The sequence below is a fragment of the Streptomyces atratus genome (assembly GCF_900119365.1).
GTDB lineage: Bacteria > Actinomycetota > Actinomycetes > Streptomycetales > Streptomycetaceae > Streptomyces > Streptomyces atratus_B.
Map to the genome: position 1 here is coordinate 1 of NZ_FPJO01000032.1, position 25850 is coordinate 25850.

Below are 25850 nucleotides of genomic sequence, written 5' to 3' on the forward strand. Positions count from 1 at the left end.
CTTAGACCGACCGGCAATTGGGGGGTGGGTGAAGGAGCGGGGCTGGGTGCGTGCAGCTGCAAGGCGGAGGATTGAGGCAACGCGGAGCGTTGTTGATTGACGACAACGCGGCAGATGTGCGTGCCCAGCCCCGCGACGCCGCCCCCCTATTGCCGGTCGGTCTTACTTCTTCCGTGACCGGCTGGATTCGACATGACCGCTCGGGAGCCCCGAAATGTGCGAAGGCTGAATCCCGGGGGTGGCCGACAACGCCCCCCGGCCGCCTGCCGGTGGATCGCGCGGGTCACCCCCCGGCGAGCTTGGAGGTGATCTTCTCCGAGGCGGTCTTCGCCTCCTGCTGCGGGTCGCCGCCTTCGAGCACCGCCGTCATGTACGGCTTGATCGGGTTGTCGGCCTCGACGTCCGCCCACTGCGGCGAAGTCGGGGTCGCGCGGCCCTGGGTGGCACCACGGGCCATCGCCGCGGTGCCTTCCTGGCCCACGACGACGCGCGCGAGACCGGGCTTGTTGGGCACGTAGCTCATGGTCCTGGCGAGCTCTTCCTGCCACTTGCGGCCCGCCAGCGCCTTGATCACCTCGATGCCCTCGGCGCGCCGGTCCGCCTTGTCCGGAACGATCAGGTCGGATCCGCCGGTGAAGACGGCTCCGGGCTGCTTCTCGGTCTTGCCCGGGATCGGGAAGTAGCCGAGTTTTCCTTTGAGTTCGGGATTCTTCTTCTCGATCTGCGCGACGGAGCCGGGCACCGAAATGATCTGTGCGACATTCCCCTCGGCGAACACATCGGCCTGCGGGGGCTTTTCCTCGTCCGCGTTCTTGGGTCCGTCGCCGAGCACCTGGAGTTCCTTGTAGAAGTTCATGCCCCGGATCGCGGCGGGGCTGTCCAGGGTGCCTTCCCACTCGCCACCCTTCTCCTCGGCCAGTTCACCGCCCTCGTCCCAGATGAATCCGGCGAGGACGTACCAGTTCTGGCCCGCGAGGTAAATTCCCTGATTGCCGTTCCGGTTCAGCAGTTGGCTGTACTGGATCCACTCGTCCCGGGTCTTCGGCGGGCTCTTTATGCCTGCCTGCTCGAAGAGCCCCTTGTTGTAGATCACCACCCGGTTGGCCGCGTACCAGGGAATTCCGTACTGCATGCCGTCGATGCTGCCCGGGTCGGCGAGACCGGGCAGCCACTCCTCGCTGCCGAGATCGCGCACGGACTCCAGGGTGAGATCGCGCAGGCCGCCGCTCTCCGCGTACTGGGCGACCTGTGTGTTTCCGACCTCGATGACATCCGGGGTGTCCTTGCCCTTGAGGGCACCGATGACCTTCGGGCCGATTCCGCTCCAGCTCTGGAACTTGAACTCGAGCTCGACGGACGGGTGCTCGTCCTCATAAGCCTTTGTGAACCGCTTCAGGAAATCGGCGGAGACACTGTCCTTCATCAGCCAGATCGTGACCTTCTTGCTGCCGGATGCCTCCGAGCCGGAGCCCAGCCCGCATCCACCCAGCGCAAAGGTGGAAACGAGCGCGACGGCTCCGACGAGTATGCGGTTCTTCACCAGGTTCACCTTCTGCGAAACGGCACGACTGAACTCAGGGACCCGGTGTGGGGGACTGCGGGCAACGCTCGCACGGGCGTGGCTGGATTTTGGTATGGACCAATGTGTTGGTCAAGGCCGGTTCACGGGACATTCTGCACGTCGACCTCTCGCGGACCGGGGCCGGGTGGGGCACCGTGGTAGGGACGAGAGGAGACATAAGATGTCAAATCACACTTATCGGGTCACCGAAATCGTGGGAACCTCCCACGAGGGCGTCGACGACGCCATCCGCAGGGGCATCGCAAGAGCTTCGGAAACGTTGCACAATCTCGATTGGTTCGAGATCACGCAGGTACGCGGCGAGATCAAGGACGGCCGGGTCGAGCACTACCAGGTGGGACTGAAAGTGGGCTTCCGGCTCGACGAGACGAGCTGATCCGGCCGACCCTGCGCGACCGGGACCGAGGCCACGCCGCCCGCCCGGTACACCCGGCAGGGTTCAGGTGCGGCCCTCGCGCTCCTGCGCGTCCTTGAGCGCGTCCGACGGCTTCGCCCAGCGGGCCCGGACCACGGCGAAGCCGGCCTGCTCCGCCGCGTCGCAGACGAGTTCGTCGTCGTCGACCAGCATCCGCACCTCACGCTCCCGGCCCAGCCGCCGCAGGGTCTCCAGCTTGGCGTGCCGGGCCGGCCTGCGGTCGTCGTCGCGGCGCATGTACACCCGCCCCTCGGGCAGTCCGTGTTGCGCCAGCCAGACCACGGTGTCCCGGCGGCACCGCTCGGGCCGTCCGGTGAGATACCTGACCTCGCAGCTCTCGGCGCTGCTCAGCGCCAGCCGTACCCCTTCGGAAAGCGGCGGGTCGTCGACGGCCGCCGAGAAGAAGCCGTTCCAGTCGCGCCGACGGCCCTCCAGGAAGTGCTGCCGGTGGCCGCTGTCCGCGAGCGTGCCGTCCAAGTCGAAAACGGCCAGGGGCCGGTGGTCGCTTCTCACACCTCCAGCAAATCAGACCAGCGCGGCCACCAGCAGCATCAGCACTACCACCCCGGCCACCACGGCGGCGACCCGCAGGGACCGGCGCCTCGACCAGACCGGGAGAACCTCGGGGCCGCCGGTTCCGGGGAAGACGTAGAAGACATGGTCGGGATCGTCCGGGACCGCGACCGACACCAGGTGCAGCCACCCGATCTCGACACGCCTGGCCACCTCGTCCGGCCGGGGTGCGAGCGCCGATTCGACCGCCTTCACGTGGGCGGGATCCAACGCGTCGGGAAGCGGATCGCCGGCCGAGGTCAGCGTTACCCGTTCCCACGCTCCGGTGCGTCCGGTCTGCTGGCGAACCCGCAGCGGCGGCGCCGGGTCCGGGAGTTTCGCCGTGCTCCGCTGCGGGGCGTGCCCGACCGAGCCGGCCGTCCACCGGGTGATCAGTCCCGTGCCGTCGCACGGCGCGTGCTTCGTCGACCGCTCGCCCTCGCAGACCGGGCAGTCCCGGAAGCCGGTGTCGTCGCACTGCGGGCACTTCTTGGTGCCCCACCCCCGGCACTGCGGACAGGCGGTGCGGGGCTTGCGGCATTTCACACAGGTGGTCCGCCCGGCGAGCTGCTTCTCCCGCTCCGGCCCGGCCGCCGCACGGTCCTTGCGGCGCTCGCCCGTACCGTCGCACCAGGTGCACGGCTCCACACCCTCGCAGGCCGGACACAACGGGCCGATGTCGCAGCGCAGTTTCCCCTTGGCCCGGCAGCGCGAACACGGCTGCCTGCCCTCGTCGCAGCCGCAGTCCACCGTCCGCACCGAGCCGTGGAGCACGAGCTCCACCTCCCGCGACCGGGCCGGGTCCTTCGGCGGCTCGACCGGATGGTCGCGCAGTTCGCCCTCGTACGTCGGCCGCCCCGAGGTGTCGTACCTGCCGGGCCTGGTCTCCGGCCGTGTGCTGCGGGTCTCCACGGAGCGGACGATGCTCAGGTCGAGCATCGGGTGCCGGGTGATGTCGGCGCCGGCCCGCCGCAACTGGGGCCCCTGCCCCGGGCGGCCGATGTGCCGGGCGATCGCTTCGAGGATCTCGTCCTCGGACAGTGCGTCGGCCATGACCGCGCTTCCACCTCCCCGGTAGGCGCGCCGGCGCGCCCGACGCAGCGTACGGGCGGGGCCGTCCGGCGTTCAAGAGGGCGTACGAGGAGCCCCCGCGGGCCGCACCGGGTGTCCGTCAGACACCACGCGCGCCCGCCCGTACGCGGATGGGTCATCCGCCGCTCACGTTCCGCCAAGATCGCAAAAGGTTGTACAGGATGCACGTGGAAGCAAAAGCGTTTGTAAAGCTATATTCAGGTTTGTGGCATCCAACGTTAACGATGTGAAGCGAATACTCCTGCGTTCAGGGAAGAGCCCCTACGACGTCGTCCCTGTCGAGCGCGCCCTCCACGAGGACGTGTTCGCCACCAACTCGGGCAACCTGATCTTCAGCGACGCCGCTCACAAGATCCTTGAGACGCCACGTTCGGAGGTGGTGTCGAACGGCATCACCACCAAGGTCGCCGACGCGGACCGTATCAACAGCGAGTTCGACGTCTTCGTCATCCCGCTCGCCAACGCCTTCCGGCCGTCCTTCGAACCGCAGCTGAAGCGGTTGACCCAGCTCATCTCGAAGCTGAAGATCCCGGTGGTCGTCCCGGGCGTGGGCGCCCAGACCGGCATCAACTACTCCGCGGACCGGCTGAAGCCGATGCAGTCCACGGTCTACGAGTTCGTCTCCGCCGTACTCGACCACAGCGCCTCGATCGGCGTGCGCGGGGAGTTCACCGAGCGGTATCTGCGGGACATGGGCTTCCGTGACGTGGACGTCATCGGCTGCCCCTCTATGTTCCTGCACGGCAGCAAGCTCGTCGTCCGGGAGGACGGCCGGGCGCTCGGGCCCGAGTCACGCATCGCCGTCAACGGATCGCACGACGCGGTGCGCAAGCACAAGCTCGGGCAGATCATCGACCGCACCCACGCGCGCTACCCCCACCTCCGGTTCATCGGCCAGAACCTCTCCGACGCCCGTCAGCTGCACTGGCGCGATCTGTCCCACCAGAACGCCGCGGTCACCAACATCCCCACCCATCCCGACCACCCCATGTACAGGGAGGACAAGGTCCGGGTCTACATCGACCCGGTCACCTGGATGGACGACCTGCGGGGCTTCGATTTCTCCTTCGGCTCCCGGATCCACGGCAATATCGCGGCGCTGCTGGCCGGAACGCCGGCCACCGTGCTCTGCGGCGACTCCCGGACGCTGGAGCTGTGCCGCTACTTCGACATCCCGCACCGGACGCTCGCCAAGGTCCCGGCCGACCTGGACCCCGCCGATCTGCACGCCGCGGCGGACTTCGGCCCGCTGATGCGCGGTCACCAGGAGCGCTTCGACCGGTTCCTGAACTTCCTCGACAAGAACGGCCTGGAGAACACCTTCACCCACGGCGACGGCGGCACGGCCTTCGAGACCCGGATGAGCAAACTGTCCTTCCCTGCGGGCGTCCGCCCCTGGATCGGCTCCGACCCCGCCACGGTGGCGCCGCGGCTGAACTGGCTCCAGACCCAGCTGACCGAACTCACCGCCGAGAACACCCAGCTCAAGCGGAAGCTGCTGAAGAACGCCTCGCTGCCCGCCCAGCGCTCCACGTACCAGCGCGCACGCAGCGTCGTGGGACGGCCCATCAAGCGCGCCCTGCGTCCCTCCCGGTAGGTCTCCCGCACCGAACGGACCCGCGAGGCCGGCCCGGCGGGGCCGGCCTCCGGCCGTTGCGGGCCGGACGGCACCCATCGCCCCCGTGCCTAGAATCGGATTGTTTGTCCCGGGCTGCCGGCCCTGCCCCGATCCGTACGGAGACCCGTGCACATGTCCACCCCCCACGATCCGTACGTCCGGGTGCGCGGCGCCCGTGAGCACAATCTCCAGGACGTCTCGGTCGACATCCCGCGCGACACCCTCACCGTCTTCACCGGCGTCTCCGGTTCCGGGAAGTCCTCCCTCGCCTTCGGGACGATCTACGCCGAGGCCCAGCGCCGCTACTTCGAGTCCGTCGCCCCGTACGCCCGCCGGCTGATCCACCAGGTCGGCGCGCCCGCGGTCGGCGAGATCACCGGTCTGCCGCCCGCCGTCTCCCTGGAGCAGCGCCGTTCGGCGCCCGGCGCCCGTTCGTCCGTCGGCACGGTCACCACGCTCTCCAACTTCCTGCGGATGCTGTTCTCCCGGGCCGGGGAGTATCCCGCCGGTGCCGAACGGCTGGACTCCGACGCCTTCTCGCCGAACACCGCCGCCGGGGCGTGCCCTCAGTGCCACGGGCTCGGCCTCGTCCACCGCACCACCGAAGCGCTGCTGGTCCCCGACCCCTCGCTGTCGATCCGGGACGGTGCGATCGCCGCCTGGCCGGGGGCCTGGCAGGGCAAGAACCTGCGCGACGTGCTGGACGCGCTGGGGTACGACATCGACCGGCCGTGGCGCGAACTGGGTGCCGAGGAGCGGGAGTGGATCCTGTTCACCGACGAGCAGCCCGTGGTGACGGTCCATCCGGTGCGGGAGGCGGGGCGCATCCAGCGCCCCTACCAGGGCACGTACACCAGTGCCCGCCGCTATGTGATGCACACCTTCGCGGACTCCAGGAGCCGCACCCTGCGGGCGAAGGCCGAGCGGTTCCTGGCCAGTGCCCCGTGTCCGGTCTGCGACGGCAGCCGGCTGCGTCCGGAGGCACTGGCCGTCACCTTCGCCGGCCGCACGATCGCGGAGCTGGCCGCGCTGCCGCTGACCTCGCTCGCCGAGCTGCTGAGCACGGCGGGCGGCGGCGACACGGCCCGGGTGCTGACGGCGGATCTGCTGGGCCGGATCGAGACGGTCACCGAGCTCGGCCTCGGCTACCTCAGCCTCGACCGCACGGCTCCGACGCTCTCCTCCGGCGAGCTGCAACGGCTGCGGCTCGCCACCCAGTTGCGCTCGGGCCTCTTCGGTGTCGTCTATGTGCTGGACGAGCCGTCGGCCGGTCTCCACCCGGCGGACACCGAGTCGCTGCTGGGGGTACTGGGGCGGCTGAAGGAGGCCGGGAACTCGGTCTTCGTCGTGGAGCACCAGATGGACGTGGTGCGCCGGGCGGACTGGCTGGTCGACGTGGGGCCGCTGGCCGGTGAGCACGGCGGCCGGGTGCTGCACAGCGGTCCCCCGGCCGGGCTCGCGGAGGTGGCGGAGTCGGCCACCCGGCGCTTCCTCTTCGACGACGGTCCCGCGCCGGTCCGGGAGGTGCGCACGCCGTCGGGGTGGCTGAGGCTGAACGGAGTCGACCGGCACAATGTGCGGGGCGTGGACGCCGCGTTCCCGCTCGGGGTGTTCACGGCCGTGACCGGGGTCTCGGGGTCGGGCAAGTCGACACTCGTCGGGCAGGTCCTGGCCGGTGTGCTCGCCGACCGGCAGGCCTCCGCCACCGCGGACCCGACCGAGGAGCGCCCCGCGCCCTGGTGCGCGTCGGCACGGGGGCTGGAGGCGGTGGACCGTCTCGTACAGGTCGACCAGCGGCCGATCGGCCGTACCCCCCGGTCCAATCTGGCCACGTACACCGGGCTGTTCGACGTCGTACGGAAGTTGTTCGCCGGTACGGACACGGCCCGGGAGCGCGGCTACAGGGCCGGGCGGTTCTCCTTCAATGTGGCGGGCGGGCGCTGCGAGACCTGCCAGGGCGAGGGCTTCGTCTCGGTGGAGCTGCTCTTCCTGCCCAGTACGTACGCGCCCTGTCCGGACTGTCACGGCGCGCGGTACAACCCGCAGACGCTGGAGGTCACGCTGCGCGGACTGGACATCGCACAGGTGCTGGATCTGACGGTGGAGTCGGCGGCCGGGTTCTTCGCGGGTACGCCGGCCGCCGAGCGAAGTCTGCGCACGCTGCTCGACGTGGGGCTCGGCTATCTGCGGCTCGGGCAGCCCGCGACCGAGCTGTCGGGCGGTGAGGCCCAACGGATCAAGCTCGCCGCCGAGCTCCAGCGCACCCGCCGGGGTCACACCCTGTACCTGCTGGACGAGCCGACGACGGGGCTGCACCCCGCCGATGTCGACGTGCTGATGCGGCAGTTGCAGGGGCTCGTCGACGCGGGCGACACGGTGGTGGTCGTGGAGCACGACATGGCGGTGGTGGCGGGTGCCGACTGGGTGATCGACCTCGGCCCCGGCGGCGGCGACCGGGGCGGCCGGATCGTGGCGGCGGGACCGCCCATGGAGGTGGCCCGGGTCCCGGAGAGCCGGACGGCTCCGTACCTCCGGACCGCACTCCCTCTCGGATGACCACCCAGTCACCGCCAACTCACCTATTTGGCAGGCGAGTTGCCAGCGCAGGCAAGCAAAGGGGAATGAAACAGCAAAGAACGTGGCCGTCGCGCCCGCCTCGGCGACAGTCGCCCCCGGCGGCTCCACGACGGCGACGGTGAACACCGCGGTCGTCTCCGGCAACGCGAGGACCGCCGCGCTGACGACGGGCGGGGCGCCCGCGGGCGTGACGGCTACGCTCAGCCCGACCTCGGTCACCGCGGGCGGGACGTCGAAGCTGACGGTCACCGCGTCCGCGTCCGCGGCGCCGGGTACGTACAGGATCGATGTGACCGGCGCGGCGGGCACGCTCAGCCACACGGCGTCCTTCACCCTGACGGTGTCGGGCCCGGGTGGCGGCACCGGGGCCCCGGTCAACGGCGACTTCGAGACAGGCTCGCTCGGACCCTGGACGTGCGAGTCCGGTGGCGCGGTCGTCTCCACGCCGGTGCACGGCGGTTCGCACGCGCTCGCCGCGGCGGCCACCGCGTCGCAGACCGGTGAGTGCGCGCAGACCCTCGCCCTGTCCCCCCACACCAAGTACACGCTGAGCGGCTGGGTGCAGGGCAGCTATGGATACCTCGGGGTGCGCGGCGACGCGACCGCGAGCGTCTGGGGTTCGTCGAGCGGCTACGCGAAGCAGTCGGTGACGTTCACCACCGGTTCGTCCGGCACGGTCACCGTCTGTCTGCACGGCTGGTACGGGCAGGGCACGGTCTACGGCGACGACATCTCCGTGACCTCCTGATCCGCCGGAGCGGATGAGACTTCCTGGTCCCGGCGGTGGGCGGCCTCCGGGGCCAGGAACTCGTGCCTCGCTCAGCGGCGCACCTTGCGGGTGGCCCGCAGCCACTCCTTGTTCATGGCCGAGATCGACGGCAGCGGGATGCCCTTGGGGCAGGCGGTGGCGCACTCCCCGGTGAGGGTGCAGCCGCCGAAGCCCTCGCTGTCCATCTGGCCGACCATGTCGAGGACCCGGGTCTCGCGCTCCGGGGCGCCCTGCGGCAGGACGTTGAGGTGGTTGATCTTCGCCGAGGTGAAGAGCATCGCCGAGCCGTTGGGGCAGGCCGCCACACAGGCGCCGCAGCCGATGCACTCGGCGTGCTCGAAGGCGAAGTCGGCGTCCGGCTTGGGCACCGGGGTGGCGTGCGCCTCGGGGGCGGTGCCGGTCGGGGCGGAGATGTAGCCGCCCGCCTGGATGATCCGGTCGAAGGCCGAGCGGTCCACGACCAGGTCCTTGACGACCGGGAAGGCCGAGGCGCGCCACGGTTCGATGTCGATGGTGTCGCCGTCCTCGAAGGACCGCATGTGGAGCTGGCAGGTGGTGGTGCGCTCGGGGCCGTGGGCATCGCCGTTGATGACGAGGCTGCAGGCGCCGCAGATGCCCTCGCGGCAGTCGTGGTCGAAGGCGACGGGGTCGTCGCCGGCGAGGATGAGTTCCTCGTTGAGGGTGTCGAGCATTTCGAGGAACGACATGTCCTGCGAGATGCCGTCCACTTCGTAGGTGGACATGGCGCCGGGTGCGTCGGCGTTCTTCTGGCGCCAGACGCGCAGGGTGAGCTTCATGCGTAGCTCCGCTGAGTGGGGTGGACGTACTCGAAGACGAGGTCTTCCTTGTGCAGGACGGGGGCCCGGCCGGTGCCGGAGAACTCCCAGGCCGCGGCGTAGGAGAACTCCTCGTCCCGGCGGGCGGCTTCGCCGTCCGGGGTCTGTGACTCCTCGCGGAAGTGGCCTCCGCAGGACTCGGCGCGGTGCAGTGCGTCGAGGCACATGAGCTCGGCGAGCTCCAGGTAGTCGACGATGCGGTTGGCCTTCTCCAGCGACTGGTTGAACTCGTCGCCGGTGCCGGGCACCTTGATGCGGCGCCAGAACTCCTCGCGGATCCGCGGGATCCGGTCGAGCGCCTTGCGCAGCCCGTCCTCGGTGCGGGCCATGCCGCAGTACTCCCACATGAGTTCACCGATCTCGCGGTGGAAGGAGTCGGGGGTGCGGTCGCCGTCCACGGAGAGCAGCAGGTTCAGCCGGTCCTCGGTGTCGGCGACGACCTCCTCGACCACGGGGTGCGAGGCGTCGATCTCGTCGTGGTGCGGATTGCGGGCCAGGTAGTCGTTGATCGTCGACGGGAGGACGAAGTAGCCGTCGGCGAGGCCCTGCATCAGCGCGGAAGCACCGAGCCGGTTGGCGCCGTGGTCGGAGAAGTTGGCCTCGCCGATGGCGAAGAGGCCCGGAATGGTGGTCTGGAGGTCGTAGTCGACCCAGAGTCCGCCCATCGTGTAATGCACGGCGGGGTAGATCCGCATCGGGGTCTCGTACGGGTTCTCCGCCGTGATCCGCGCGTACATGTCGAAGAGGTTGCCGTACTTCTCCTCCACCTTGTCCCGGCCCATCCGCTGGATGGCTTCGGCGAAGTCCAGATAGACGCCCTGGCCGCCGGGGCCGACGCCGCGGCCCTCGTCGCATACGTTCTTCGCGGCGCGGGAGGCGATGTCCCTCGGGACGAGGTTGCCGAAGGCGGGGTAGATGCGCTCCAGGTAGTAGTCGCGCTCGTCCTCGGGGATCTCGCCCGCGGGGCGGTTGTCGCCCTTGGCCTTCGGGACCCAGATCCGGCCGTCGTTGCGCAGCGACTCGCTCATCAGCGTGAGCTTGGACTGGTGGTCGCCGGTGCGCGGGATGCAGGTGGGGTGGATCTGGGTGAAGCAGGGGTTGGCGAAGTAGGCGCCGCGGCGGTGGGCGCGCCAGACGGCGGTGGCGTTGGAGTTCATGGCGTTCGTCGACAGGTAGAAGACGTTGCCGTAGCCGCCGCTGGCCAGGACGACCGCGTCGGCGAAGTAGGTGTCGATCTTCCCGGTGACGAGGTCGCGGGCGACGATGCCGCGGGCCTTGCCGTCGACGATGATCAGGTCGAGCATCTCGGTGCGGGCGTGCAGTTCGACATTGCCCGCGGCGATCTGCCTGGACAGTGCCTGGTAGGCGCCGAGCAGGAGCTGCTGTCCCGTCTGGCCGCGGGCGTAGAAGGTACGGGAGACCTGGACGCCGCCGAAGGAGCGATTGTCGAGGAGGCCGCCGTACTCCCGGGCGAAGGGGACGCCCTGGGCTACGCACTGGTCGATGATCTCCACGGAGATCTGGGCGAGCCGGTGGACATTGGACTCGCGGGCGCGGAAGTCGCCGCCCTTGACGGTGTCGTAGAAGAGCCGGTGGATCGAGTCGCCGTCGTTGCGGTAGTTCTTCGCGGCGTTGATGCCGCCCTGGGCAGCGACCGAGTGGGCGCGGCGGGGCGAGTCCTGGAAGCAGAACTGGACCACGTGGTAGCCCTGTTCGGCGAGGGTCGCGCCGGCCGAGCCGCCGGCGAGGCCGGTGCCGACGACGATGACGGTGTGCTTGCGGCGGTTGGCCGGGTTGACCAGCTTGGCCTGGAAGCGGCGGGTGTCCCAGCGTTCGGCGACGGGGCCCTCGGGGGCCTTGGTGTCGACGACGGGCGCGCCGGTCTCGTAGTGCGAGTAGTCGGTCATGTCAGCTCACGACTCCGGTCATGACGGCGACGGGTACGGAGATGAAGCCCACCGTCAGCACCAGTGCGAGGACGTTGGCGATGGTCCTGAGAACACGCTCGCGGGTCGCTCTGCCCGCGCCGAGGGTCTGTGCGGCGCTCCAGAAGCCGTGCTGGACGTGGAGTCCGAGGGCGAGCATGGCGACGATGTAGATGAGGTTGCCGTACCAGGTGGAGAAGGTGTCGATCACGTTCTGGTACGGGTGCCCGGACTGGAATCCGCCGGAGTGCACGGTGCCCGTCGTCAGGTCGAGGATGTGCCAGACGATGAACAGGGCGAGGATGATCCCGCCCCAGCGCATGGTGCGGGTGGCATAGCCGGCGCGCGGCTTCTTGTGTACGTACTTGGCGGGGCGCGCCCGGATGTCGCGGCGGCTCAGCTGGTACGCGGAGACGGCGTGCAGCACCACGGCGGCAACGAGCACGACGCGGACGATCCACAGGGCCCACTCGTAGTGCAGGAAGGGCTCGCCCATGGTCCGCAGCCAGTGCGCGTAATGGTTGAACTCTCCGGACCCGAAGAAGATCTTCAGGTTGCCGATCATATGGACGACCAAGTAGAGCAGCATGATCAAGCCGCTCACGGCCATGATCGTCTTCTTGCCGACGGACGAGTCCCAGAGCGTACGCGTCATGGACGGCCGTCGGTCCGTCCGGGTTGCCAATGCCATGGACACGACACTAGGACCGATCCACCTCATCAGTCCAAGACATGGAATGGCTCATGTTCATAGGCTTGGACTATCGTGGCCGATCGAGGTGGGCGTATGCAGTTCCAGCAGCTGATGTATTTCGTGGCCGTGGCCGAGACCCGGCACTTCACCCGTGCCGCCGAGGAGGTGCACGTCTCGCAGCCCTCGCTCTCCCAACAGATCAGGGCGCTGGAGAGCGAGCTGGGGGCGGAGCTGTTCAGCCGGGCCCGCGGCAACATCACGCTCACCGACGCGGGCGAGGCCCTGCTGCCGCTGGCCCGCCGCATCCTCGCGGACGCCGACACAGCACGCCACGAGGTGCAGGAACTGGCGCAGCTGCGCCGGGGCCGGGTCAGGCTCGGCGCGACGCCCAGCCTCTGCACGGGCCTGCTCCCCGAGGTGCTGCGTGCCTTCCACGACCGGCATCCGGGGATCCGGCTGCTGCTGGAGGAGGGCGGCTCGCTCGACCTGGTACGGGAGCTGGCGCGTGGCGCACTCGATCTCGCCCTGATCGTGCTGCCGCTGCCCGCCGCGTCCCCCGCGCTCACTGCGGTCGAGCTGCTCCAGGAGGACCTGGTCGTGGTGTCCTCGGCGCAGGCACCGCGGCCCGGCCGGGGCGGGAGCGTACGGATCGCCGACCTCCAGGGCGAGCCCCTGGTGATGTTCCGGCACGGCTACGACCTGCGGGAGCTGACGGTCGCCGCCTGCCGGGCGGAGGGCTTCGAGCCCTCGTTCACGGTGGAGGGCGGGGAGATGGACGCGGTGCTCGGATTCGTCCGGGCGGGGCTCGGGATCGCGGTGGTGCCCAGCATGGTCGCCGGCCGGTCCGGTCACGGCCTGCGGACCACACCGCTGGCCCGGCCGGGCCTGCGGCGCACGATCGCACTCGCGCACCGCAGCGACGTGGCTCCGCCGCGCGCCGCGCGCGAGCTGCAGAAGGTGCTGCTCGCCGCCGGACGGGCCTGAACCGGCCCGTCCGGCGGCGGGGACGGGCCGCCCCCGCCTCCCTCACACCGCGTCGGCCAGCAGCAGCGAGTGGATCCGGTCAGGCGCGCCCGGCCGGGCGTAGTACCAGCCCTGAGCCGTGTCGCAGCCCAGCTTGCGCAGCTGCTCCGCCTGGGCCCCGGTCTCCACGCCCTCCACCGTGACCGCGAGGTCCAGGCTGTGCGCCAGCGAGACGATCCCCTCGACGATCTTCAGATCGACCGGGTCGGCCGGGTGCTGCTGCATGCCCATCGTGAAGGAACGGTCCAGCTTGAGGACGCTCACCGGCAGCCGGCGCAGATTCGCCAGGTTCGAGTACCCGGTGCCGAAGTCGTCGAGCGCTATGTCCACGCCCATTTCGGCCAGTTGCCGCAGCGGCTTGAGCAGGTCGTCGTCCGCGCCGATGAGCGCGGACTCGGTGACCTCCAGGCAGAGCGCCCCGGGTTCGAGCCCCGAGCGCTCCAGCACGTCGACCGTCTCGGCGACCAGCCGGGGATGGTGCAGCTGGGTGGGTGAGAGGTTGACGTTGATCCGCAGTGGACCGCCGTCGGTGTGCCGCTCCTGCCAGAAGTTGGCCTGCCGTACGGACTCCTCCAGCACCCAGCGGCCCAGCGGCACGATCAGCCCGGTGTGCTCGGCGAGCGGAATGAACCGGTCCGGGCCGAGCACCCCGTGCTGCGGGTGGCACCAGCGCACCAGCGCCTCCGCACCGTGCACCGTGCCGTCGTCGAGGTGCACGAGCGGCTGGTACTCGATGAAGAACTCGCCGCGTTCCAGGGCGGCGGGCAGCGCGGTGGTCAGCCCGTGCCGCGTGATGGCACGGGCGTCCGCCTCGTCGTCGGCGAGCTCGAAGCGGTTGCCGCCCGCCGACTTGGCCCGGTACATCGTGATGTCGGCGCTGCGCAGCACCTCGGCGGCGTTGCGCTCGCGGGCCGGCCCTTCGACGACCCCGATGGATCCGCGTACGGTCAGCTCACGGCCGTCCAGGCGGACAGGGGTACCGAGCACGCCGAGGATGCGGCAGGCGAGTTCGGCGACCTCCGTCTCGGTGTCGGGGCCGGTGGTCAGGGCCACGAACTCGTCGCCGCCGAGCCTCGCGACCATCTCGCCGGGCGCGGTCGCGCAGCTCTGCAGCCGGTCGGCCACCTCGACCAGCAGCCGGTCCCCGGACGCGTGGCCGAGGCTGTCGTTGATCGCCTTGAAGCCGTCCAGGTCGAGGTAGCACAGGCCGAATCGGCTGGTGTCGTCGGCGGACAGCGCCTTCTCCAGCCGCTCGAAGAACAGCGTCCGGTTGGGCAGGCCGGTGAGCGCGTCGTGCGTGGCCTCGTACCGCAGCCGCAGGTTGAGCAGCCGGCGCTCGGTGGTGTCCTCCATCAGCGCCAGCTGGTACTGCGGCTTGCCCTCGGCGTCACGCAGCAGGGACACCGTCAGATTGGTCCACAGCACGGTGCCGTCGTTGCGGTAGTACGGCTTCTCGACCCGGTAGTGCTCGCGTTCGCCGCGCACCAGCTCGTCGTAGTACTTCCAGACGTGCGGCGAGTCCTCGGGGTGGACCCATTCGTTGACCTTGTGGCTGCGCACATGGTGGTCGAGTCCGCCGAACATCCGGGTGAGGGTGTCGTTGACCTCCAGCACATTGCCGTCCAGGTCGGCGATGCCGATGCCGATGGCCGCGTCCTTGAACACGGCGCGGAAACGCGCCTCGGTCGCGTGCAGTGCCCGTTCGGCGTCGGAGCGGGCGGTGAGCGCCGAACGCGCGATGGCCTCCTGCTCGGACAGGGTGCGCTCGCGCAGCGCCTGGGTGAAGCCGCCCGCGAGGGCGTGCTGGATCCGGGCGCAGCGGGCCCTGCTGTCCTCCGTCGACAACGCCGTCACGCCGTTGCCTCCGCAGTAGAGCACCAGGTACGAGTCGACGACGCCGAGCGTGCTGCTCAGCGCGTCCGGGTCCGTGCAGTGCGCGGCGACGAGGGCGGCTCCCACCTCGCTCGCGGGCGCCGCGTCGAAGGGCCGGGCGTGCAGGATGTCGCTGAGCCCGCGGGCCAGCGGCAGCAGATGCTGTTCGAACTCCGTGCGCGTCAAGGAGGTGGCCGTCGAGGGGAAGATGGCCCGGCTCCAGATCGTGGCGAATCTCCGGAGCCGGTCCTCGGGACCGTCGGGCTCCGTGTCCGGCGTACCGGACGACTGGGCGGGAATGCTCACGCCTTGCGTCCCACTCCCGCGAAGCCCGAGAACGCGAATGGGTCCTCCTGCTCCGCCGCCACCGGGGTGTCCGGGCGCCAGTGCGGCATCGACACGAGTCCGGGCTCGACCATCTCGTACCCCTCGAAGAAGCTCGCGATCTCGTCGCGGGACCGCATGACCAGGGGGTTGCGGATGCTCTTGTAGACCTCGACCGTGCCGCCCGCCTCTTCCCGGGTGAGCGGAATGCCCTCGTACGAGGCGTGGGTGAGGACGATGAGACTGCCGGGGGCGAGTGCTTCGCGCAGTTCGGCGACCGCGGTCTGCGGGTCGTCGGAGTCCTCGATGAAGTGGAGCACCGCGACGAGCAGCAGGGCCACCGGGCGGTCCAGGTCGAGCAGTCCGCAGACCTCCGGACTCTTCACGATCTCGTGCGGGCGGCGCAGATCCGCGGCAGCGATCACCGCCCGGTCGTTTCCGTCGAGCACGGCCTGGCTGTGCGCCACCGCGACCGGGTCGTGATCGACGTATGCCACCCGGGCCTCGGGGTCGGCCGCCTGGGCGACTTCGTGGACATTGCCGAAGGTCGGTATTCCGGAGCCGATGTCCAGAAACTGGGTGATGCCCTCACTCACTGCGTAACGCACGGCTCTGCGCATAAACGCGCGATTCGCCTGCATGATCTTGGGGAGTCCAGGCATGAACTCCATGGCCTTGCGCGCCGCTTCCCGGTCCACCTCGAAATTGTGCGATCCGCCCAGATAGAAGTCGTACATGCGGGACACGCTCGGCACCGAAATGTCTATGCCTCGCGGTGCCCAGGCGGGACGCTCCATCAATGTCTCCAACAAGTCGCCACGGCGATCCGGCCATGTTCATGGTCAGTGTTGACCAGAGGCTACTGATCGTCCGCCAAGAGAGCGAGCGGAAACGGAAATTAGCCGTCCGTTATTGGTCACACACCAGTGGCATGTGCAACCAACCCGTCGCTACGGGTGACATTTGACATCGGACCGCTCCGGGGAGGCGTCGCGCCGACGACACCCTGCACCGCTCACACCTTGGCCGTTGAAGTAGCCGGTGACGCGGCCGGTTTCACATCGCGGAGAAAAGGTCTGGACCGGATGACGGCCGATGTCCTGCCACTTGACTCCGTCGGACCGATTGCGGGTGGCAAATCACTTGGCGGCGACGTGATTGGCAGCATTCTTTACCAATGCGGCAATAGCCGTTCGCTCCACGGGGAAGGCACCTGCGCCGGCCTGCTCCACCGACCGTACGACCCCCGCGTCGAACCACCGCTCGCCGCAGGGCAGGCAAGAGGTTCGGCCAGGATGCCGCGTCAACTCACTTACTGGACAACCTGGTTGCAGATCGCGCTCGCTCCAACCGCCACCTTGGGCACGGACCGCGTGCCCGATGGGCTCACCAGGGCCTCATGGCTTCCCCCGGCGGCAAACACCCGCCGCCCCATATCCCCACCATCAGGCGAATCCCGCCCTCGCACCGCGTGTCCCGCGAGCGGCCGGAACATGCTCCCGGTCGTGTACGGATCACTCATAGGACGGCTCACGGCAGCCGTCGCCCTGCTCTGGCTGCTGAGCGCCCCGGCGCCCGCGGTTGCGGACAGCTGCGCATACGCCTCCATCGGTGAGAGCGGCGGCAGTTCATCGGTCGCCACGTCGGGCGACGGCAGCTGCCACGCGGGCCCGATGCCCGAGCCGACGCCACCGCCCACACCACGACCGCCGCCCCCGCCCCCGCCACCTCCGCCGACTCCGCCACCTCCTCCTCCCCCACCGCCACCCGCACCGCCGCGACCGGAGCCGGAGCCCGTGCCCCCACTGCCTGCACCCACACCCACTCCTACGCCCACACCGACACCCGCGCCCACACCCTCCGCACGCCCCACACCGCCCACGCCCCGGCCCGTGGCCCTGCCCGCCTACCGCAAGCCGGCACGCAAGGCCGTGCGGCACGGCACCTCCCTGGTCACCCTCACCCTGGTGATCACGGCGCCCGCGGTGTTCGCCGTCGCCGTACTGCGTCCACGCTCCCGCTGACCTCCGGAGGATCACCATGTCGGAATGGCTTGTTCTCGCCCTCGCCATGGTCGCGGCGAGCGCCGTCGTCCTGACCATCGCCGTGCTCAACAACCGCCGGGTCGGGGAGGACGACGACCCGTCCGAAACCCCTGACGTCATCGAGTACATGACGATGATGATCGGCGTGGTCTACGCGATCGTGCTGGGCCTCGCCATCGCGGGTGTCTGGGAGGGCCGCGGCGCCGCCCAGGAGTACGTACGCCTGGAGGCCCAGGCCCTGCACGAGGTGCAGGCCCGCTCCGCCGTCTACCCGGCCGAGGTGCGCTCCCGCATCCGCGCCGACGTCGACGCCTATGTCCACCACGTCGTCCACGACGAGTGGCGGGCTATGAGCGAGCACGGCACCCTCACCGCCGAGGGGACCCGCCTCCTGGACCGGGTGCGCGCCGACGTCACCCAGTACCGGCCGAGGAACGACCACGAGGGGCAGGCATATCAGCCACTGGTCGACGAGGTGGCCGCGGCCGACGACGCGCGCAGCGCACGCGGCCAGAGCGCCGGTGCGACCATGCCGGGCGTGGTCTGGTTCGGCCTGATCATCGGAGCTCTGGTGACCGTCGGGCTGTTGTTCACGCTGCAGATCCGCAGAACCTTCCGCGAACTGCTGCTGGCCGGCCTCTTCAGTGTCCTGATCGCCTTTCTGCTCTTCCTGATCTGGGACTTCGACTCCCCCTTCGGGCGGGAGATCTCGGCCACCGCGGCGCCGTTCCTCGATCTGTTCCCGCGCGCCGCGGGCGGATAGCGATCCGCCGGAACACGGGTGATGCGCCGCTCGGGCGAAGCCGGTGCCCCGAGCGGCGCACTCCGATCGCGGGCAAAATGCACGACTCCTAGCGTTTGGCGGGTCGAGGTGCATTTCTGACACTTTGTGGAAACTCGTTCCGCAAGTGCTCCTCGGGGATCCGGAGGACTCACCCATGCGCGCCGCAATACGTGTCGCACCCGTCGCCCTGCTCGGCGCCGCACTCGCCCTGACCGCTCCGTCCGCGATCGCGGACGCGGCGATGTCGGGGAGCGCGTCCTCCGCGACCGGATTCACCGTCACTCCGTCGGTGATCACGCCGGGAAGCCAGGTCACCCTGGCCGCCCGGGGGTGCCCTACCACCACAACCGCCGGCTCGGGCGTCTTCGACACCGTCACCATTCCCAGAGGCCGCTCCGTCGCGGCCACGGTCGACTGGGACGCGAGACCCGGCACCTCCTACGAAGTGACGTTCATCTGCGACACGTCGCCCGACTCCCCCGCGAGGTCCGGTCTCACGATCGCCGCGCCCTCGCACGCGCCCACCACCGGTGCCACGGTGGCCGCGGCCGGTGTGGGGGGCGGGCTCGGTGGCGGAATCGGCACGACGAGCACCGTGAAGACCGCCGCCGGAACGGCGTTGGCGCTGATCGCGGCGGCCGGCGCCGTGTATCTGGCACGCCGTCACTGGGAGAGCCGCGCGCACTGAGAGCAGGGGCAGTGCGCCGATCGGACGAGAATTCGCTCCGGGTCCTGTCGCGGGACCCGGGGCGCCGCCGGCTCAGCGGCGCTGCGGCACCGTGATCCGGTAGCCCTCGTCGAGCAGTTCGGGCAGGTAGCGGCGGAGCTGTTCTCCGGCCGGAACCGCTGCGATCATGTGCACGGCGGCGGCCGCACCGAGTCCGGCGGCCAGTCGCAGCAGTGCCCTGCGCCCCGACAGCCTCTGATCATTTTTCATGACCAACTGCTCGCATGGCGGTGGTCCTGCCTCCGTCATCCACACCGGCCGCCGAGGGTTTTGCACCCAATGGAGGGACCTGCGGCACGCCGTCCGGCAGCTTCCGACGAGGCCCTGCCGCAGCCCGCTACGGAGACGGAACGGGCAGCGGATAGCCTCACTGCCGTGACAGAACCGCAGCCTCATAAGTTCGAACGTGGCACAGACGGCCCGAAAGTGATCGTCGCAGGTCTGGACGGGTCCGATTCCTCCATGCGTGCCGCGGCCTACGCTGCGGGGCTGGCCCGCCGCCAGGGCGCCATGCTCGCCCTCGTCTACGTCCAGCCCGTGCTGTCCGCGGGGGCCGCTCTCGGCGCCCCGGTCGCCGATACGACCGGCGAGGTCGCGGAGGGGCTGGTGAGCGAGATCCGGGAGGCGACGCGCCGGATGAAGGACATATGGGATGTGCGCTGGGAGTTCCACACCTTCCGCGGCGACCCGTACAACGGCCTCGTGACCGCGGCGGACGAACTGAAGGCGGATGCCGTGGTCGTGGGCGCCTCGGAGTCGGCCGGGCACCGGTTCATCGGCTCGGTCGCGATCCGGCTGGTGAAGGCGGGCCGTTGGCCCGTCACGGTGGTCCCGTAAGCGTCCCGGAATCCTCCGCTCCGTCGGACGGCACGCCGTCTTCCGCACCGGCCACGCCTGAGCCATCATGAGCGCCCGTCAGGGACAGCCGTCAGCGGAGAGGTGACTCATGGCAAGGCTCCGAGTGGGCGAGGGTGTGCTGCGCCGCAAGCCGATCGAGCAGATCGACGAGAAAGGGCCCGCGGGAGAGGCCACCGCTCAGCTCACCAGAACGCTCGGACTGTGGCAGCTCACCGCCATCGGCGTGGGCGGCATCATCGGCGCGGGCATCTTCACCCTCGCCGGCACGGTGGCGAACGGCACCGCCGGCCCCGCCGTCCTGGTCTCGTTCCTGATCGCGGGGGTGGCGAGCGCGGCGGCCGCGTTCAGTTATGCGGAGTTCGCGGGCCTGATCCCGAAGGCCGGCTCCGCCTACACCTATGGCTACGCGGTGCTCGGCGAGCTGGTGGGCTGGTTCATCGGCTGGGACCTGCTGCTGGAGTACACGGCGATCGTGGCGGTGGTCGCGATCGGCATCTCCGGCTACTTCAGCTTCCTGCTCGGGGAGATGGGGCTCGAAGTGCCGAAGTGGATGCTGGGCGCGCCCGGCACCGGAGACGGCCACAAGGTGGACCTGTTCGCCGCGCTGCTCTGTCTGCTCGTCGCGTATCTGCTGACCCTCGGGATCAAGAACGCGGCCCGCTTCGAGACGATCGTGGTCGTCCTGAAGGTCCTGGTCGTCCTGCTGGTCATCGGCGTCGGCGTGTTCCACATCAACACCGCCAACTACACCCCGTTCTTCCCGTTCGGGATCAGCGGGGCCTTCACCGGTGCGGCCACGGTGTTCTTCGCGGTGTTCGGTTACGACGCCATGTCGACGGCCGCCGAGGAGTCCAAGGACGCCCAGCGCCATATGCCGAAGGCGATCCTGTACTCCCTCGGGATCTCCATGGTGCTCTACGTGGCGGCGTGTCTGGTGCTCACGGGAATGCAGAGCTACCAGGACATCGATCCGGAGTCCGGATTCTCCACGGCCTTCAAGTCGGTGGGGCTCGACCGGCTCGCCGATGTGATCGCGGTGGGCGCGATCATCGGCATCCTCACGGTGATGTTCACCTTCATGCTCGGCGTGACCCGGGTGTGGTTCTCGATGAGCCGTGACGGGCTGCTGCCGAAGTGGTTCGCCAAGACTCACCCGACCCGGCACGTGCCGACCCGGGTGACCTGGATCGTCGGCTTCGCCTCGGCCCTGATCGCCGGGTTCCTGCCGATCGGCGAGGCGGCCGAGCTGACGAACATCGGCATTCTGCTGGCGTTCGTCGTGGTGTGCATCGCGGTGATCGTGCTGCGTTACAAGCAGCCGGATCTGCCACGCACCTTCCGCACCCCCGGCATGCCGTTCGTCCCGGCCCTCGGGGTGGTGTTCTCGGTCTGGCTGATCACCTTCCTGCAGTGGCAGACCTGGGTGCGGTTCGTGGTGTGGTTCCTGGTCGGTCTGGTCATCTACTTCGGCTACTCGTACCGGAAGTCGGAGATGGCGAAGACGCCCGGAACGGATACGGGTACGGGGACGGGCTGATCCGGCGGCCGGGCGGCGGCTGCCCGGCGCCCGTGCGCCCACCGCGCCGGCCGCCGCCCGACCGTTCACCGCACCATTCGCCGCACTGTGCGACCGCTCGTCGCACGGAGCCGCCCACCGCCTGTTCCTCGGCGCCCCGATGCGTTCGTATACGCCAGTCGGCAGCGAATCGGCAGGACCTCGGCGGAAAGGGCGTTCACGATGACCACCACGACGACCGATGAGCGGGCCCTCGCGGAGCTCCAGCGGGAGCACGGGCCCGCCCTCCTCCACTTCCTGCTCGGTCTGACCTTCGGCGACCGGCAGCGGGCCGAGGACCTGCTCCAGGAGACACTGGTCCGGGCCTGGCAGCATCCGGAGGCCTTCGACGCCCCGTACGACTCGATGCGGCCCTGGCTCTTCACGGTCGCTCGGCGGCTCGCGATCGACGCGCGCCGCTCCCGGCAGGCCCGGCCGGCCGAGGTCGGCGACGCGGTGCTGGAGACCACCGCGACCGGGGAGGACACCGCCGAGGCCGCGGTCTCGGCCCTCGACGTGCGCGACGCGGTGCGCACCCTCAGCCCGGAGCACCGTGCGGTCCTCGTCCAGATGTACTTCCGCGGGCTCACCGTGGACGAGACGGCCCGGGTGCTCGGCATCCCGGCGGGCACGGTCAAGTCCCGCTCCTACTACGCACTGCGTCAGCTCTCCCGCAACCTGCCCGGCTACTCCAGCAGGTCCTCCTCGCGCAGCAGGGCGAGCAGCGAGACGGCCTCCGCGACCTCCACGTAGTCGGCGGCGCAGCGGTCGCAGGACTGCAGATGACAGGAGACCGTGCGGGTCTCGCCGGCATTGAGCGCGTCGAGTACATAGGCGCCGAGCACGTGCCGCATGTGTGGGCCCTCCCCGGGATCGGCGGTCATCGCATCCTCGTGTCGTGAACGGATCCTGTCCTTCTGGCCACGCGGGCCGCACTCCCCCGGTTCAATGCTCCGTGAAGCGCGGTGCCGAACAGAGAAAGAGGCGAGACGGGATGCGCCCGGAGCGTCAGGACGGAACCAGTGGGAACGGTCTGCTGGTCCCGATGGCCTGGATGTACGCGGAGTACATCGCCGATGAAATGCTGCGGACCGGCGATCTGATGGAGCCGTCCACACTGGAGTACCGCGCGGGCCGCGACGCCCTCGCGCTCACCGTCTTCCTCTCCGGCGGTGCGGTGCCCGATGCGCTGCCCGCGGCCCGGCTGGACGAGCTGCGCCTGCTGACGGCGTACGGGGCGGCGTGGTGTGGCTGGATCCGGGAACGGCTCGACGCTCTCGGCTCGGTCCCGGCGACCGGGCCGGCCGGCGCGGATCCCGATCTGGCGCTGGCCCGCGCGGCCTGGCGCTGGCTGGAGGAGACCGAACTGCTCGCGGCCGACCTCGATGCGATCGGTGTGCCGCCCTGGGAAGCGGTGGGCGACGGACCGGACGCGGAGGAGGCGGCCCAGGTGTGGACGCCGGCCTGGCAACTGGGCCTTCCGCTGGGGCATCTGGCGATCCACCTCCACTGAGCGGTGTCCGGCCCGCCGGTCAGGAACCGTGTACCCCGGCACGGTACTTCGGCAGCCGCACCGTGATCTTCATCCCGGCGCCGATGCCCGTCTCGATGACGAGTCCGTAGTCGTCCCCGTACACCTGGCGCAGCCGTTCGTCGACGTTGAGCAGTCCGATCCCGGTGGAGTGGCCGCCCTCGCCGCGCAGGATGTGGCGCAGGCGTTCCGGGTCCATTCCGGTGCCGTTGTCCTCGATGACGACCTCGGCCTCGGAGCCGGCGTCGAAGGCGCTGATGGTGATACGGGTCGGGGTCTCCCCCGCGGGTACGGAGCCGGCGTCCCGGGGCACGGCCACGGCACCTTCGAGGCCGTGCTTGACGGCGTTCTCGACCAGTGGCTGGAGGCAGAGGAACGGCAGGGCGACGGGCAGTACTTCGGGGGCTATCTGGAGGGTGACCGCCAGCCGTTCGCCGAAGCGGGCGCGTACGAGTGCCAGGTACTGGTCGATGGAGTGGAGTTCGTCGGCGAGGGTGGTGAAGTCTCCGTGGCTGCGGAACGAGTAGCGGGTGAAGTCGGCGAACTCCAGCAGGAGTTCGCGGGCGCGTTCCGGGTCGGTGCGGACGAACGAGGCGATGGCGGCCAGTGAGTTGAAGATGAAGTGCGGGGAGATCTGGGCCCGCAGCGCTCTGATCTCGGCCTCGATGAGCTGGGTTCGGGAGCGGTCGAGCTCGGCGAGTTCCAGCTGTACGCAGACCCAGCGGGCCACCTCTCCGGCGGCTCTCGCCAGCACCGCGGATTCCCGCGGCGCGTAGGCGATCAGGGTGCCCAGCACCCGGTTGTCGACGGTGAGCGGCACGGCGACGGCCCAGCGCAGCGGGCAGTCGAGGTCGTCGCAGTCGCTGTGGAAGGCGGTGTCCCGGCCGCTGGCGAGAAGGTCCCGCACCTGGTCCATGACGTGGCGGCCGTGGTGCTCGCCCTCGCCGTCCCAGACGAGCACCCGTTCGCGGTCGGTGAGGCAGAGCGCTTCGGTGCCGAGCAAGGAGCGCAGCCTGCGGGCGGATCTGCGGGCGCTCTCCTCGGTGAGCCCGGCGCGCAGCGGGGGCGCGGCGAGCGAGGCGGTGTGCAGCGTCTCGAAGGTGGCGTGCTCGACGGGGGTCCCGACGTCGCTGGTGCGCAGGGGGCGGGCGGTGCGGCGGCCGAGCAGGAAGCCCGCAGCGAGGAGCAGGAGGGCGAGCAGGACCAGTACGGCATATCCGGCTCCGGTCACCGGTGCCTCCCCGACGTCAGTGCTTCCGGGAGGTGGAAGCGGGTCATGGCGGCATTGGTGCCGGCGGGTATCCGGCCGGGGGTGGCGAGGGACACCAGGACCATCGCGAGGAAGCCGACCGGCACCGACCAGACGGCGGGCCAGGCGAGCAGGGCGTGCGGCCAGCCGGGCGGGCGCACCGCGCCGCTGACGGTGATGGCGACGGACAGGAACGCGGAGCCGCCGCCGAGCAGCAGTCCGGCGATGGCGCCGGGCGGGGTGAGCCGCCGCCACCAGATGCCGAGGACCAGCAGCGGGCAGAAGGAGGATGCGGAGACGGCGAACGCCATGCCCACCGAGTCGGCGACCGGCACCCGGCTGACCATCAGCGAACCGGCCAGCGGTACGCACATGGCGAGCACGGTCGCCAGCCGGAAGTGCCGTACCCCGCGTGAGGGGAGCACGTCCTGGGTGATGACTCCGGCGACGGCCATGGTGAGCCCGGAGGCGGTCGACAGGAACGCGGCGAAGGCGCCGCCCGCGATGAGCGCGCCGAGCAGATCCCCGCCGAGCCCGCCGACGAGCCGGCCGGGCAGCAGCAGCACGGCGGCGTCCGCGTCCCCGCCGTGGATCAGCTCGGGGGCGTAGAGCCTGCCCAGGGCTCCGTACACCGGGGGCAGCAGGTAGAACACGCCGATGAGGGCGAGGACGGCGACCGTCGTGCGGCGGGCGTCGCGGCCGTTGGGGCTGGTGTAGAAGCGGACGACGACGTGCGGCAGGCCCATGGTGCCGAGGAAGGTCGCGACGATCAGGCCGTAGGTGGCGTACAGCGGATGATCTGCGCGGAAGACGGAGAGCTGCTCGTCGAAGGTGACCCGGGGGCTCCCGTCGTCCTGCCAGGCGAGTACCAGGAAGATCGCGGGGACCAGGAGTGCGGTGAGCTTCAGCCAGTACTGGAACACCTGGACGAAGGTGATGGACCGCATGCCGCCCGCGGCGACGGCTATGACGACGACGGACGCCACGAGTACGTCGCCGAGCCAGCCGGGCGCCCCGGTGAGGATCTTGAGCGTCAGCCCCGCGCCCTGGAGCTGCGGTACGAGGTAGAGCCAGCCCGCCGCGGCCACGAAGACGCTGACCAGCCTGCGCACCTGCCGCGACTCCAGCCGCCCCTCGGCGAAGTCGGGCAGTGTGTACGCCCCCGAGCGGCGCAGCGGTGCGGCGACGAAGACCAGCAGCACCAGATAGCCCGCGGTGTAGCCGACCGGGTACCAGAGCATGTCCGGGCCGTGCACCAGCACCAGGCCCGCGATGCCGAGGAAGGAGGCGGCGGAGAGGTATTCGCCGCTGATGGCCGCGGCGTTGAGCCGGGGCCGCACGGTGCGCGAGGCGACGTAGAAGTCGGAGGTGGTGCGGGAGATGCGCAGTCCGAAACCGCCGACGAGGACGGTCGCGAGGACCACGGCGGCGACCGCCGCCACCGCGTACGTACGGCTCACGGCGCGGGGCGGCCTTCCACCAGCCGGGCGAAGTCGCGTTCGTTGCGTTCGGCCCGGCGCACGTACCACCAGGCGATCAGGGTGAGCGGTGGATAGGCGGCGAAGCCGAGGACGGCCCAGACGAGCGCGGCGCTGTGCAGGGCCTCGAAGACCAGCGGCAGCGTCCCGACGACCACGGCGAGGACGGTGAACGCAGTGAGCCCGGCCCGCAGTTGGCTGCGCATCAGCGACCGGACGTACGCACCGCCGAGCGCGGTCTGCTCGTCGATCTCCGACTGGGTGCGGTAGCGCGGCAGCGGACGCACCCGCCGGGGCTCCCCCGTCACCACTTCGCGCCGGGGCGTTGGCTCTGCGGACATGGG

General features: G+C 70.1%; 25 protein-coding genes. 12 read left to right on the forward strand and 13 right to left on the reverse strand.

Going from position 1 to position 25850, the window contains the following annotated elements; all coding sequences use genetic code 11:
* Positions 1-283 precede the first annotated feature (283 nt).
* Positions 284-1540, reverse strand: a complete 1257-nt coding sequence (locus BT364_RS33215; RefSeq protein WP_072488995.1) for an extracellular solute-binding protein — start codon at positions 1538-1540, stop codon at positions 284-286.
* A 202-nt stretch (positions 1541-1742) separates the two neighbouring features.
* Between BT364_RS33215 and BT364_RS33220 the strand changes: the two genes are divergently transcribed.
* On the forward strand, positions 1743-1958 hold the full coding sequence (locus BT364_RS33220) for a dodecin (protein WP_072488929.1): 216 nt from the start codon (positions 1743-1745) through the stop codon (positions 1956-1958).
* 63 nt (positions 1959-2021) lie between these two features.
* On the opposite strand, the gene BT364_RS33225 is transcribed toward BT364_RS33220, so the two are convergent.
* Both BT364_RS33225 and BT364_RS33230 read right to left on the reverse strand, forming a co-directional pair.
* Positions 2022-2510 carry a phosphatase domain-containing protein gene (locus BT364_RS33225; protein ID WP_072488930.1) on the reverse strand — a complete coding sequence of 163 codons (489 nt, stop codon included), beginning with the start codon at positions 2508-2510 and terminating at the stop codon, positions 2022-2024.
* A gap of 12 nt (positions 2511-2522) precedes the next feature.
* Positions 2523-3602, reverse strand: a complete 1080-nt coding sequence (locus BT364_RS33230) for a hypothetical protein (RefSeq protein WP_072488931.1) — start codon at positions 3600-3602, stop codon at positions 2523-2525.
* 244 nt (positions 3603-3846) lie between these two features.
* On the opposite strand from BT364_RS33230, the gene BT364_RS33235 reads away from it, so the two are divergent.
* The 3 genes from BT364_RS33235 (at position 3847) to BT364_RS33245 (ending at position 8584) form a co-directional block, all read left to right on the forward strand.
* Positions 3847-5238, forward strand: coding sequence for a polysaccharide pyruvyl transferase family protein (locus tag BT364_RS33235; RefSeq protein ID WP_256260327.1), 1392 nt, complete (start codon positions 3847-3849; stop codon positions 5236-5238).
* Positions 5239-5391: 153 nt separating this feature from the next.
* The gene (gene uvrA, locus BT364_RS33240) at positions 5392-7815 is read left to right on the forward strand and encodes an excinuclease ABC subunit UvrA (protein ID WP_072488933.1); all 2424 of its coding nucleotides are present in this window, start codon (positions 5392-5394) and stop codon (positions 7813-7815) included.
* 82 nt (positions 7816-7897) lie between these two features.
* Positions 7898-8584 carry a carbohydrate binding domain-containing protein gene (locus BT364_RS33245; protein WP_256260328.1) on the forward strand — a complete coding sequence of 229 codons (687 nt, stop codon included), beginning with the start codon at positions 7898-7900 and terminating at the stop codon, positions 8582-8584.
* 71 nt (positions 8585-8655) lie between these two features.
* Here the strand turns inward: BT364_RS33245 and BT364_RS33250 are convergent, their stop codons facing one another.
* From BT364_RS33250 to BT364_RS33260, 3 genes are read right to left on the reverse strand one after another with little or no spacing between them, the layout of a single operon-like run.
* Positions 8656-9402 carry a succinate dehydrogenase/fumarate reductase iron-sulfur subunit gene (locus tag BT364_RS33250; protein WP_072488934.1) on the reverse strand — a complete coding sequence of 249 codons (747 nt, stop codon included), beginning with the start codon at positions 9400-9402 and terminating at the stop codon, positions 8656-8658.
* Positions 9399-11348 (reverse strand): fumarate reductase/succinate dehydrogenase flavoprotein subunit, encoded by a 1950-nt coding sequence (locus BT364_RS33255; RefSeq protein ID WP_072488935.1) that lies wholly within the window; start codon positions 11346-11348, stop codon positions 9399-9401. Before BT364_RS33255 ends, BT364_RS33250 begins: the two co-directional genes overlap by 4 nt.
* 1 nt (position 11349) lies before the next feature.
* Complete coding sequence (locus BT364_RS33260) at positions 11350-12057, reverse strand: succinate dehydrogenase (protein ID WP_072488936.1); 708 nt, start codon at positions 12055-12057, stop codon at positions 11350-11352.
* 96 nt (positions 12058-12153) lie between these two features.
* Between BT364_RS33260 and BT364_RS33265 the strand changes: the two genes are divergently transcribed.
* Positions 12154-13044 (forward strand): LysR family transcriptional regulator, encoded by an 891-nt coding sequence (locus tag BT364_RS33265; RefSeq protein WP_072488937.1) that lies wholly within the window; start codon positions 12154-12156, stop codon positions 13042-13044.
* A 42-nt stretch (positions 13045-13086) separates the two neighbouring features.
* Here BT364_RS33265 and BT364_RS33270 read toward each other — a convergent pair whose 3' ends face one another.
* Positions 13087-15261 carry a putative bifunctional diguanylate cyclase/phosphodiesterase gene (locus tag BT364_RS33270; RefSeq protein ID WP_072488938.1) on the reverse strand — a complete coding sequence of 725 codons (2175 nt, stop codon included), beginning with the start codon at positions 15259-15261 and terminating at the stop codon, positions 13087-13089.
* Entirely contained in the window at positions 15258-16076 is an 819-nt protein-coding gene (locus BT364_RS33275; RefSeq protein ID WP_072488939.1) for an SAM-dependent methyltransferase, read from the reverse strand. The genes BT364_RS33270 and BT364_RS33275 overlap by 4 nt, the downstream gene beginning before the upstream one ends.
* A 1095-nt stretch (positions 16077-17171) precedes the next feature.
* Between BT364_RS33275 and BT364_RS43535 the strand changes: the two genes are divergently transcribed.
* From BT364_RS43535 to BT364_RS33295, 3 genes are all read left to right on the forward strand, one after another.
* Positions 17172-17303, forward strand: a complete 132-nt coding sequence (locus BT364_RS43535) for a hypothetical protein (protein WP_256260329.1) — start codon at positions 17172-17174, stop codon at positions 17301-17303.
* Between the two features lie 16 nt (positions 17304-17319).
* Positions 17320-18087, forward strand: a complete 768-nt coding sequence (locus tag BT364_RS33290) for a bestrophin-like domain (RefSeq protein ID WP_072488941.1) — start codon at positions 17320-17322, stop codon at positions 18085-18087.
* Positions 18088-18262: 175 nt separating this feature from the next.
* Entirely contained in the window at positions 18263-18796 is a 534-nt protein-coding gene (locus tag BT364_RS33295) for a hypothetical protein (protein WP_072488942.1), read from the forward strand.
* Positions 18797-18868: 72 nt separating this feature from the next.
* Here the strand turns inward: BT364_RS33295 and BT364_RS41980 are convergent, their stop codons facing one another.
* Positions 18869-19045, reverse strand: a complete 177-nt coding sequence (locus tag BT364_RS41980) for a hypothetical protein (protein WP_177328338.1) — start codon at positions 19043-19045, stop codon at positions 18869-18871.
* Positions 19046-19210: 165 nt separating this feature from the next.
* Here BT364_RS41980 and BT364_RS33305 point away from each other — a divergent pair, with 165 nt between their 5' ends.
* From BT364_RS33305 to BT364_RS33315, 3 genes are all read left to right on the forward strand, one after another.
* The gene (locus BT364_RS33305; protein WP_072488944.1) at positions 19211-19672 is read left to right on the forward strand and encodes a universal stress protein; all 462 of its coding nucleotides are present in this window, start codon (positions 19211-19213) and stop codon (positions 19670-19672) included.
* Positions 19673-19781: 109 nt separating this feature from the next.
* Positions 19782-21230, forward strand: a complete 1449-nt coding sequence (locus tag BT364_RS33310) for an amino acid permease (RefSeq protein ID WP_072488945.1) — start codon at positions 19782-19784, stop codon at positions 21228-21230.
* Between the two features lie 201 nt (positions 21231-21431).
* Complete coding sequence (locus BT364_RS33315; RefSeq protein WP_072488946.1) at positions 21432-22001, forward strand: sigma-70 family RNA polymerase sigma factor; 570 nt, start codon at positions 21432-21434, stop codon at positions 21999-22001.
* On the opposite strand, the gene BT364_RS33320 is transcribed toward BT364_RS33315, so the two are convergent.
* Entirely contained in the window at positions 21935-22132 is a 198-nt protein-coding gene (locus BT364_RS33320; RefSeq protein WP_072488947.1) for a hypothetical protein, read from the reverse strand. The two genes, BT364_RS33315 and BT364_RS33320, sit on opposite strands and share 67 nt — an antisense overlap.
* Positions 22133-22242: 110 nt before the next feature.
* On the opposite strand from BT364_RS33320, the gene BT364_RS33325 reads away from it, so the two are divergent.
* On the forward strand, positions 22243-22761 hold the full coding sequence (locus tag BT364_RS33325) for a hypothetical protein (protein WP_072488948.1): 519 nt from the start codon (positions 22243-22245) through the stop codon (positions 22759-22761).
* A 19-nt stretch (positions 22762-22780) separates the two neighbouring features.
* On the opposite strand, the gene BT364_RS33330 is transcribed toward BT364_RS33325, so the two are convergent.
* The 3 genes from BT364_RS33330 to BT364_RS33340 are packed head-to-tail and all read right to left on the reverse strand — an operon-like array spanning position 22781 to position 25847.
* Positions 22781-24010 carry a sensor histidine kinase gene (locus tag BT364_RS33330; RefSeq protein ID WP_072488949.1) on the reverse strand — a complete coding sequence of 410 codons (1230 nt, stop codon included), beginning with the start codon at positions 24008-24010 and terminating at the stop codon, positions 22781-22783.
* Positions 24007-25488: a sodium/solute symporter gene (locus BT364_RS33335; RefSeq protein WP_072488950.1), complete on the reverse strand. Its 1482-nt coding sequence runs from the start codon at positions 25486-25488 to the stop codon at positions 24007-24009. The genes BT364_RS33330 and BT364_RS33335 overlap by 4 nt, the downstream gene beginning before the upstream one ends.
* Positions 25485-25847 carry a COX20 family protein gene (locus BT364_RS33340; RefSeq protein WP_072488951.1) on the reverse strand — a complete coding sequence of 121 codons (363 nt, stop codon included), beginning with the start codon at positions 25845-25847 and terminating at the stop codon, positions 25485-25487. The genes BT364_RS33335 and BT364_RS33340 overlap by 4 nt, the downstream gene beginning before the upstream one ends.
* Positions 25848-25850 lie beyond the last annotated feature (3 nt).

Excerpts from the sequence above, each read along its gene's own strand:
- BT364_RS33220 (WP_072488929.1), top strand. The coding sequence starts at position 1,743 with ATGTCAAATCACACTTATCGGGTCACCGAAATCGTGGGAACCTCCCAC.
- BT364_RS33230 (WP_072488931.1), bottom strand. The coding sequence starts at position 3,602 with ATGGCCGACGCACTGTCCGAGGACGAGATCCTCGAAGCGATCGCCCGG.
- uvrA (WP_072488933.1), top strand. The coding sequence starts at position 5,392 with ATGTCCACCCCCCACGATCCGTACGTCCGGGTGCGCGGCGCCCGTGAG.
- BT364_RS33250 (WP_072488934.1), bottom strand. The coding sequence starts at position 9,402 with ATGAAGCTCACCCTGCGCGTCTGGCGCCAGAAGAACGCCGACGCACCC.
- BT364_RS33255 (WP_072488935.1), bottom strand. The coding sequence starts at position 11,348 with ATGACCGACTACTCGCACTACGAGACCGGCGCGCCCGTCGTCGACACC.
- BT364_RS33260 (WP_072488936.1), bottom strand. The coding sequence starts at position 12,057 with ATGGCATTGGCAACCCGGACGGACCGACGGCCGTCCATGACGCGTACG.
- BT364_RS33265 (WP_072488937.1), top strand. The coding sequence starts at position 12,154 with ATGCAGTTCCAGCAGCTGATGTATTTCGTGGCCGTGGCCGAGACCCGG.
- BT364_RS33275 (WP_072488939.1), bottom strand. The coding sequence starts at position 16,076 with ATGGAGCGTCCCGCCTGGGCACCGCGAGGCATAGACATTTCGGTGCCG.
- BT364_RS33290 (WP_072488941.1), top strand. The coding sequence starts at position 17,320 with ATGTCGGAATGGCTTGTTCTCGCCCTCGCCATGGTCGCGGCGAGCGCC.
- BT364_RS33295 (WP_072488942.1), top strand. The coding sequence starts at position 18,263 with ATGCGCGCCGCAATACGTGTCGCACCCGTCGCCCTGCTCGGCGCCGCA.
- BT364_RS41980 (WP_177328338.1), bottom strand. The coding sequence starts at position 19,045 with ATGAAAAATGATCAGAGGCTGTCGGGGCGCAGGGCACTGCTGCGACTG.
- BT364_RS33310 (WP_072488945.1), top strand. The coding sequence starts at position 19,782 with ATGGCAAGGCTCCGAGTGGGCGAGGGTGTGCTGCGCCGCAAGCCGATC.
- BT364_RS33315 (WP_072488946.1), top strand. The coding sequence starts at position 21,432 with ATGACCACCACGACGACCGATGAGCGGGCCCTCGCGGAGCTCCAGCGG.
- BT364_RS33320 (WP_072488947.1), bottom strand. The coding sequence starts at position 22,132 with ATGACCGCCGATCCCGGGGAGGGCCCACACATGCGGCACGTGCTCGGC.
- BT364_RS33325 (WP_072488948.1), top strand. The coding sequence starts at position 22,243 with ATGCGCCCGGAGCGTCAGGACGGAACCAGTGGGAACGGTCTGCTGGTC.
- BT364_RS33340 (WP_072488951.1), bottom strand. The coding sequence starts at position 25,847 with ATGTCCGCAGAGCCAACGCCCCGGCGCGAAGTGGTGACGGGGGAGCCC.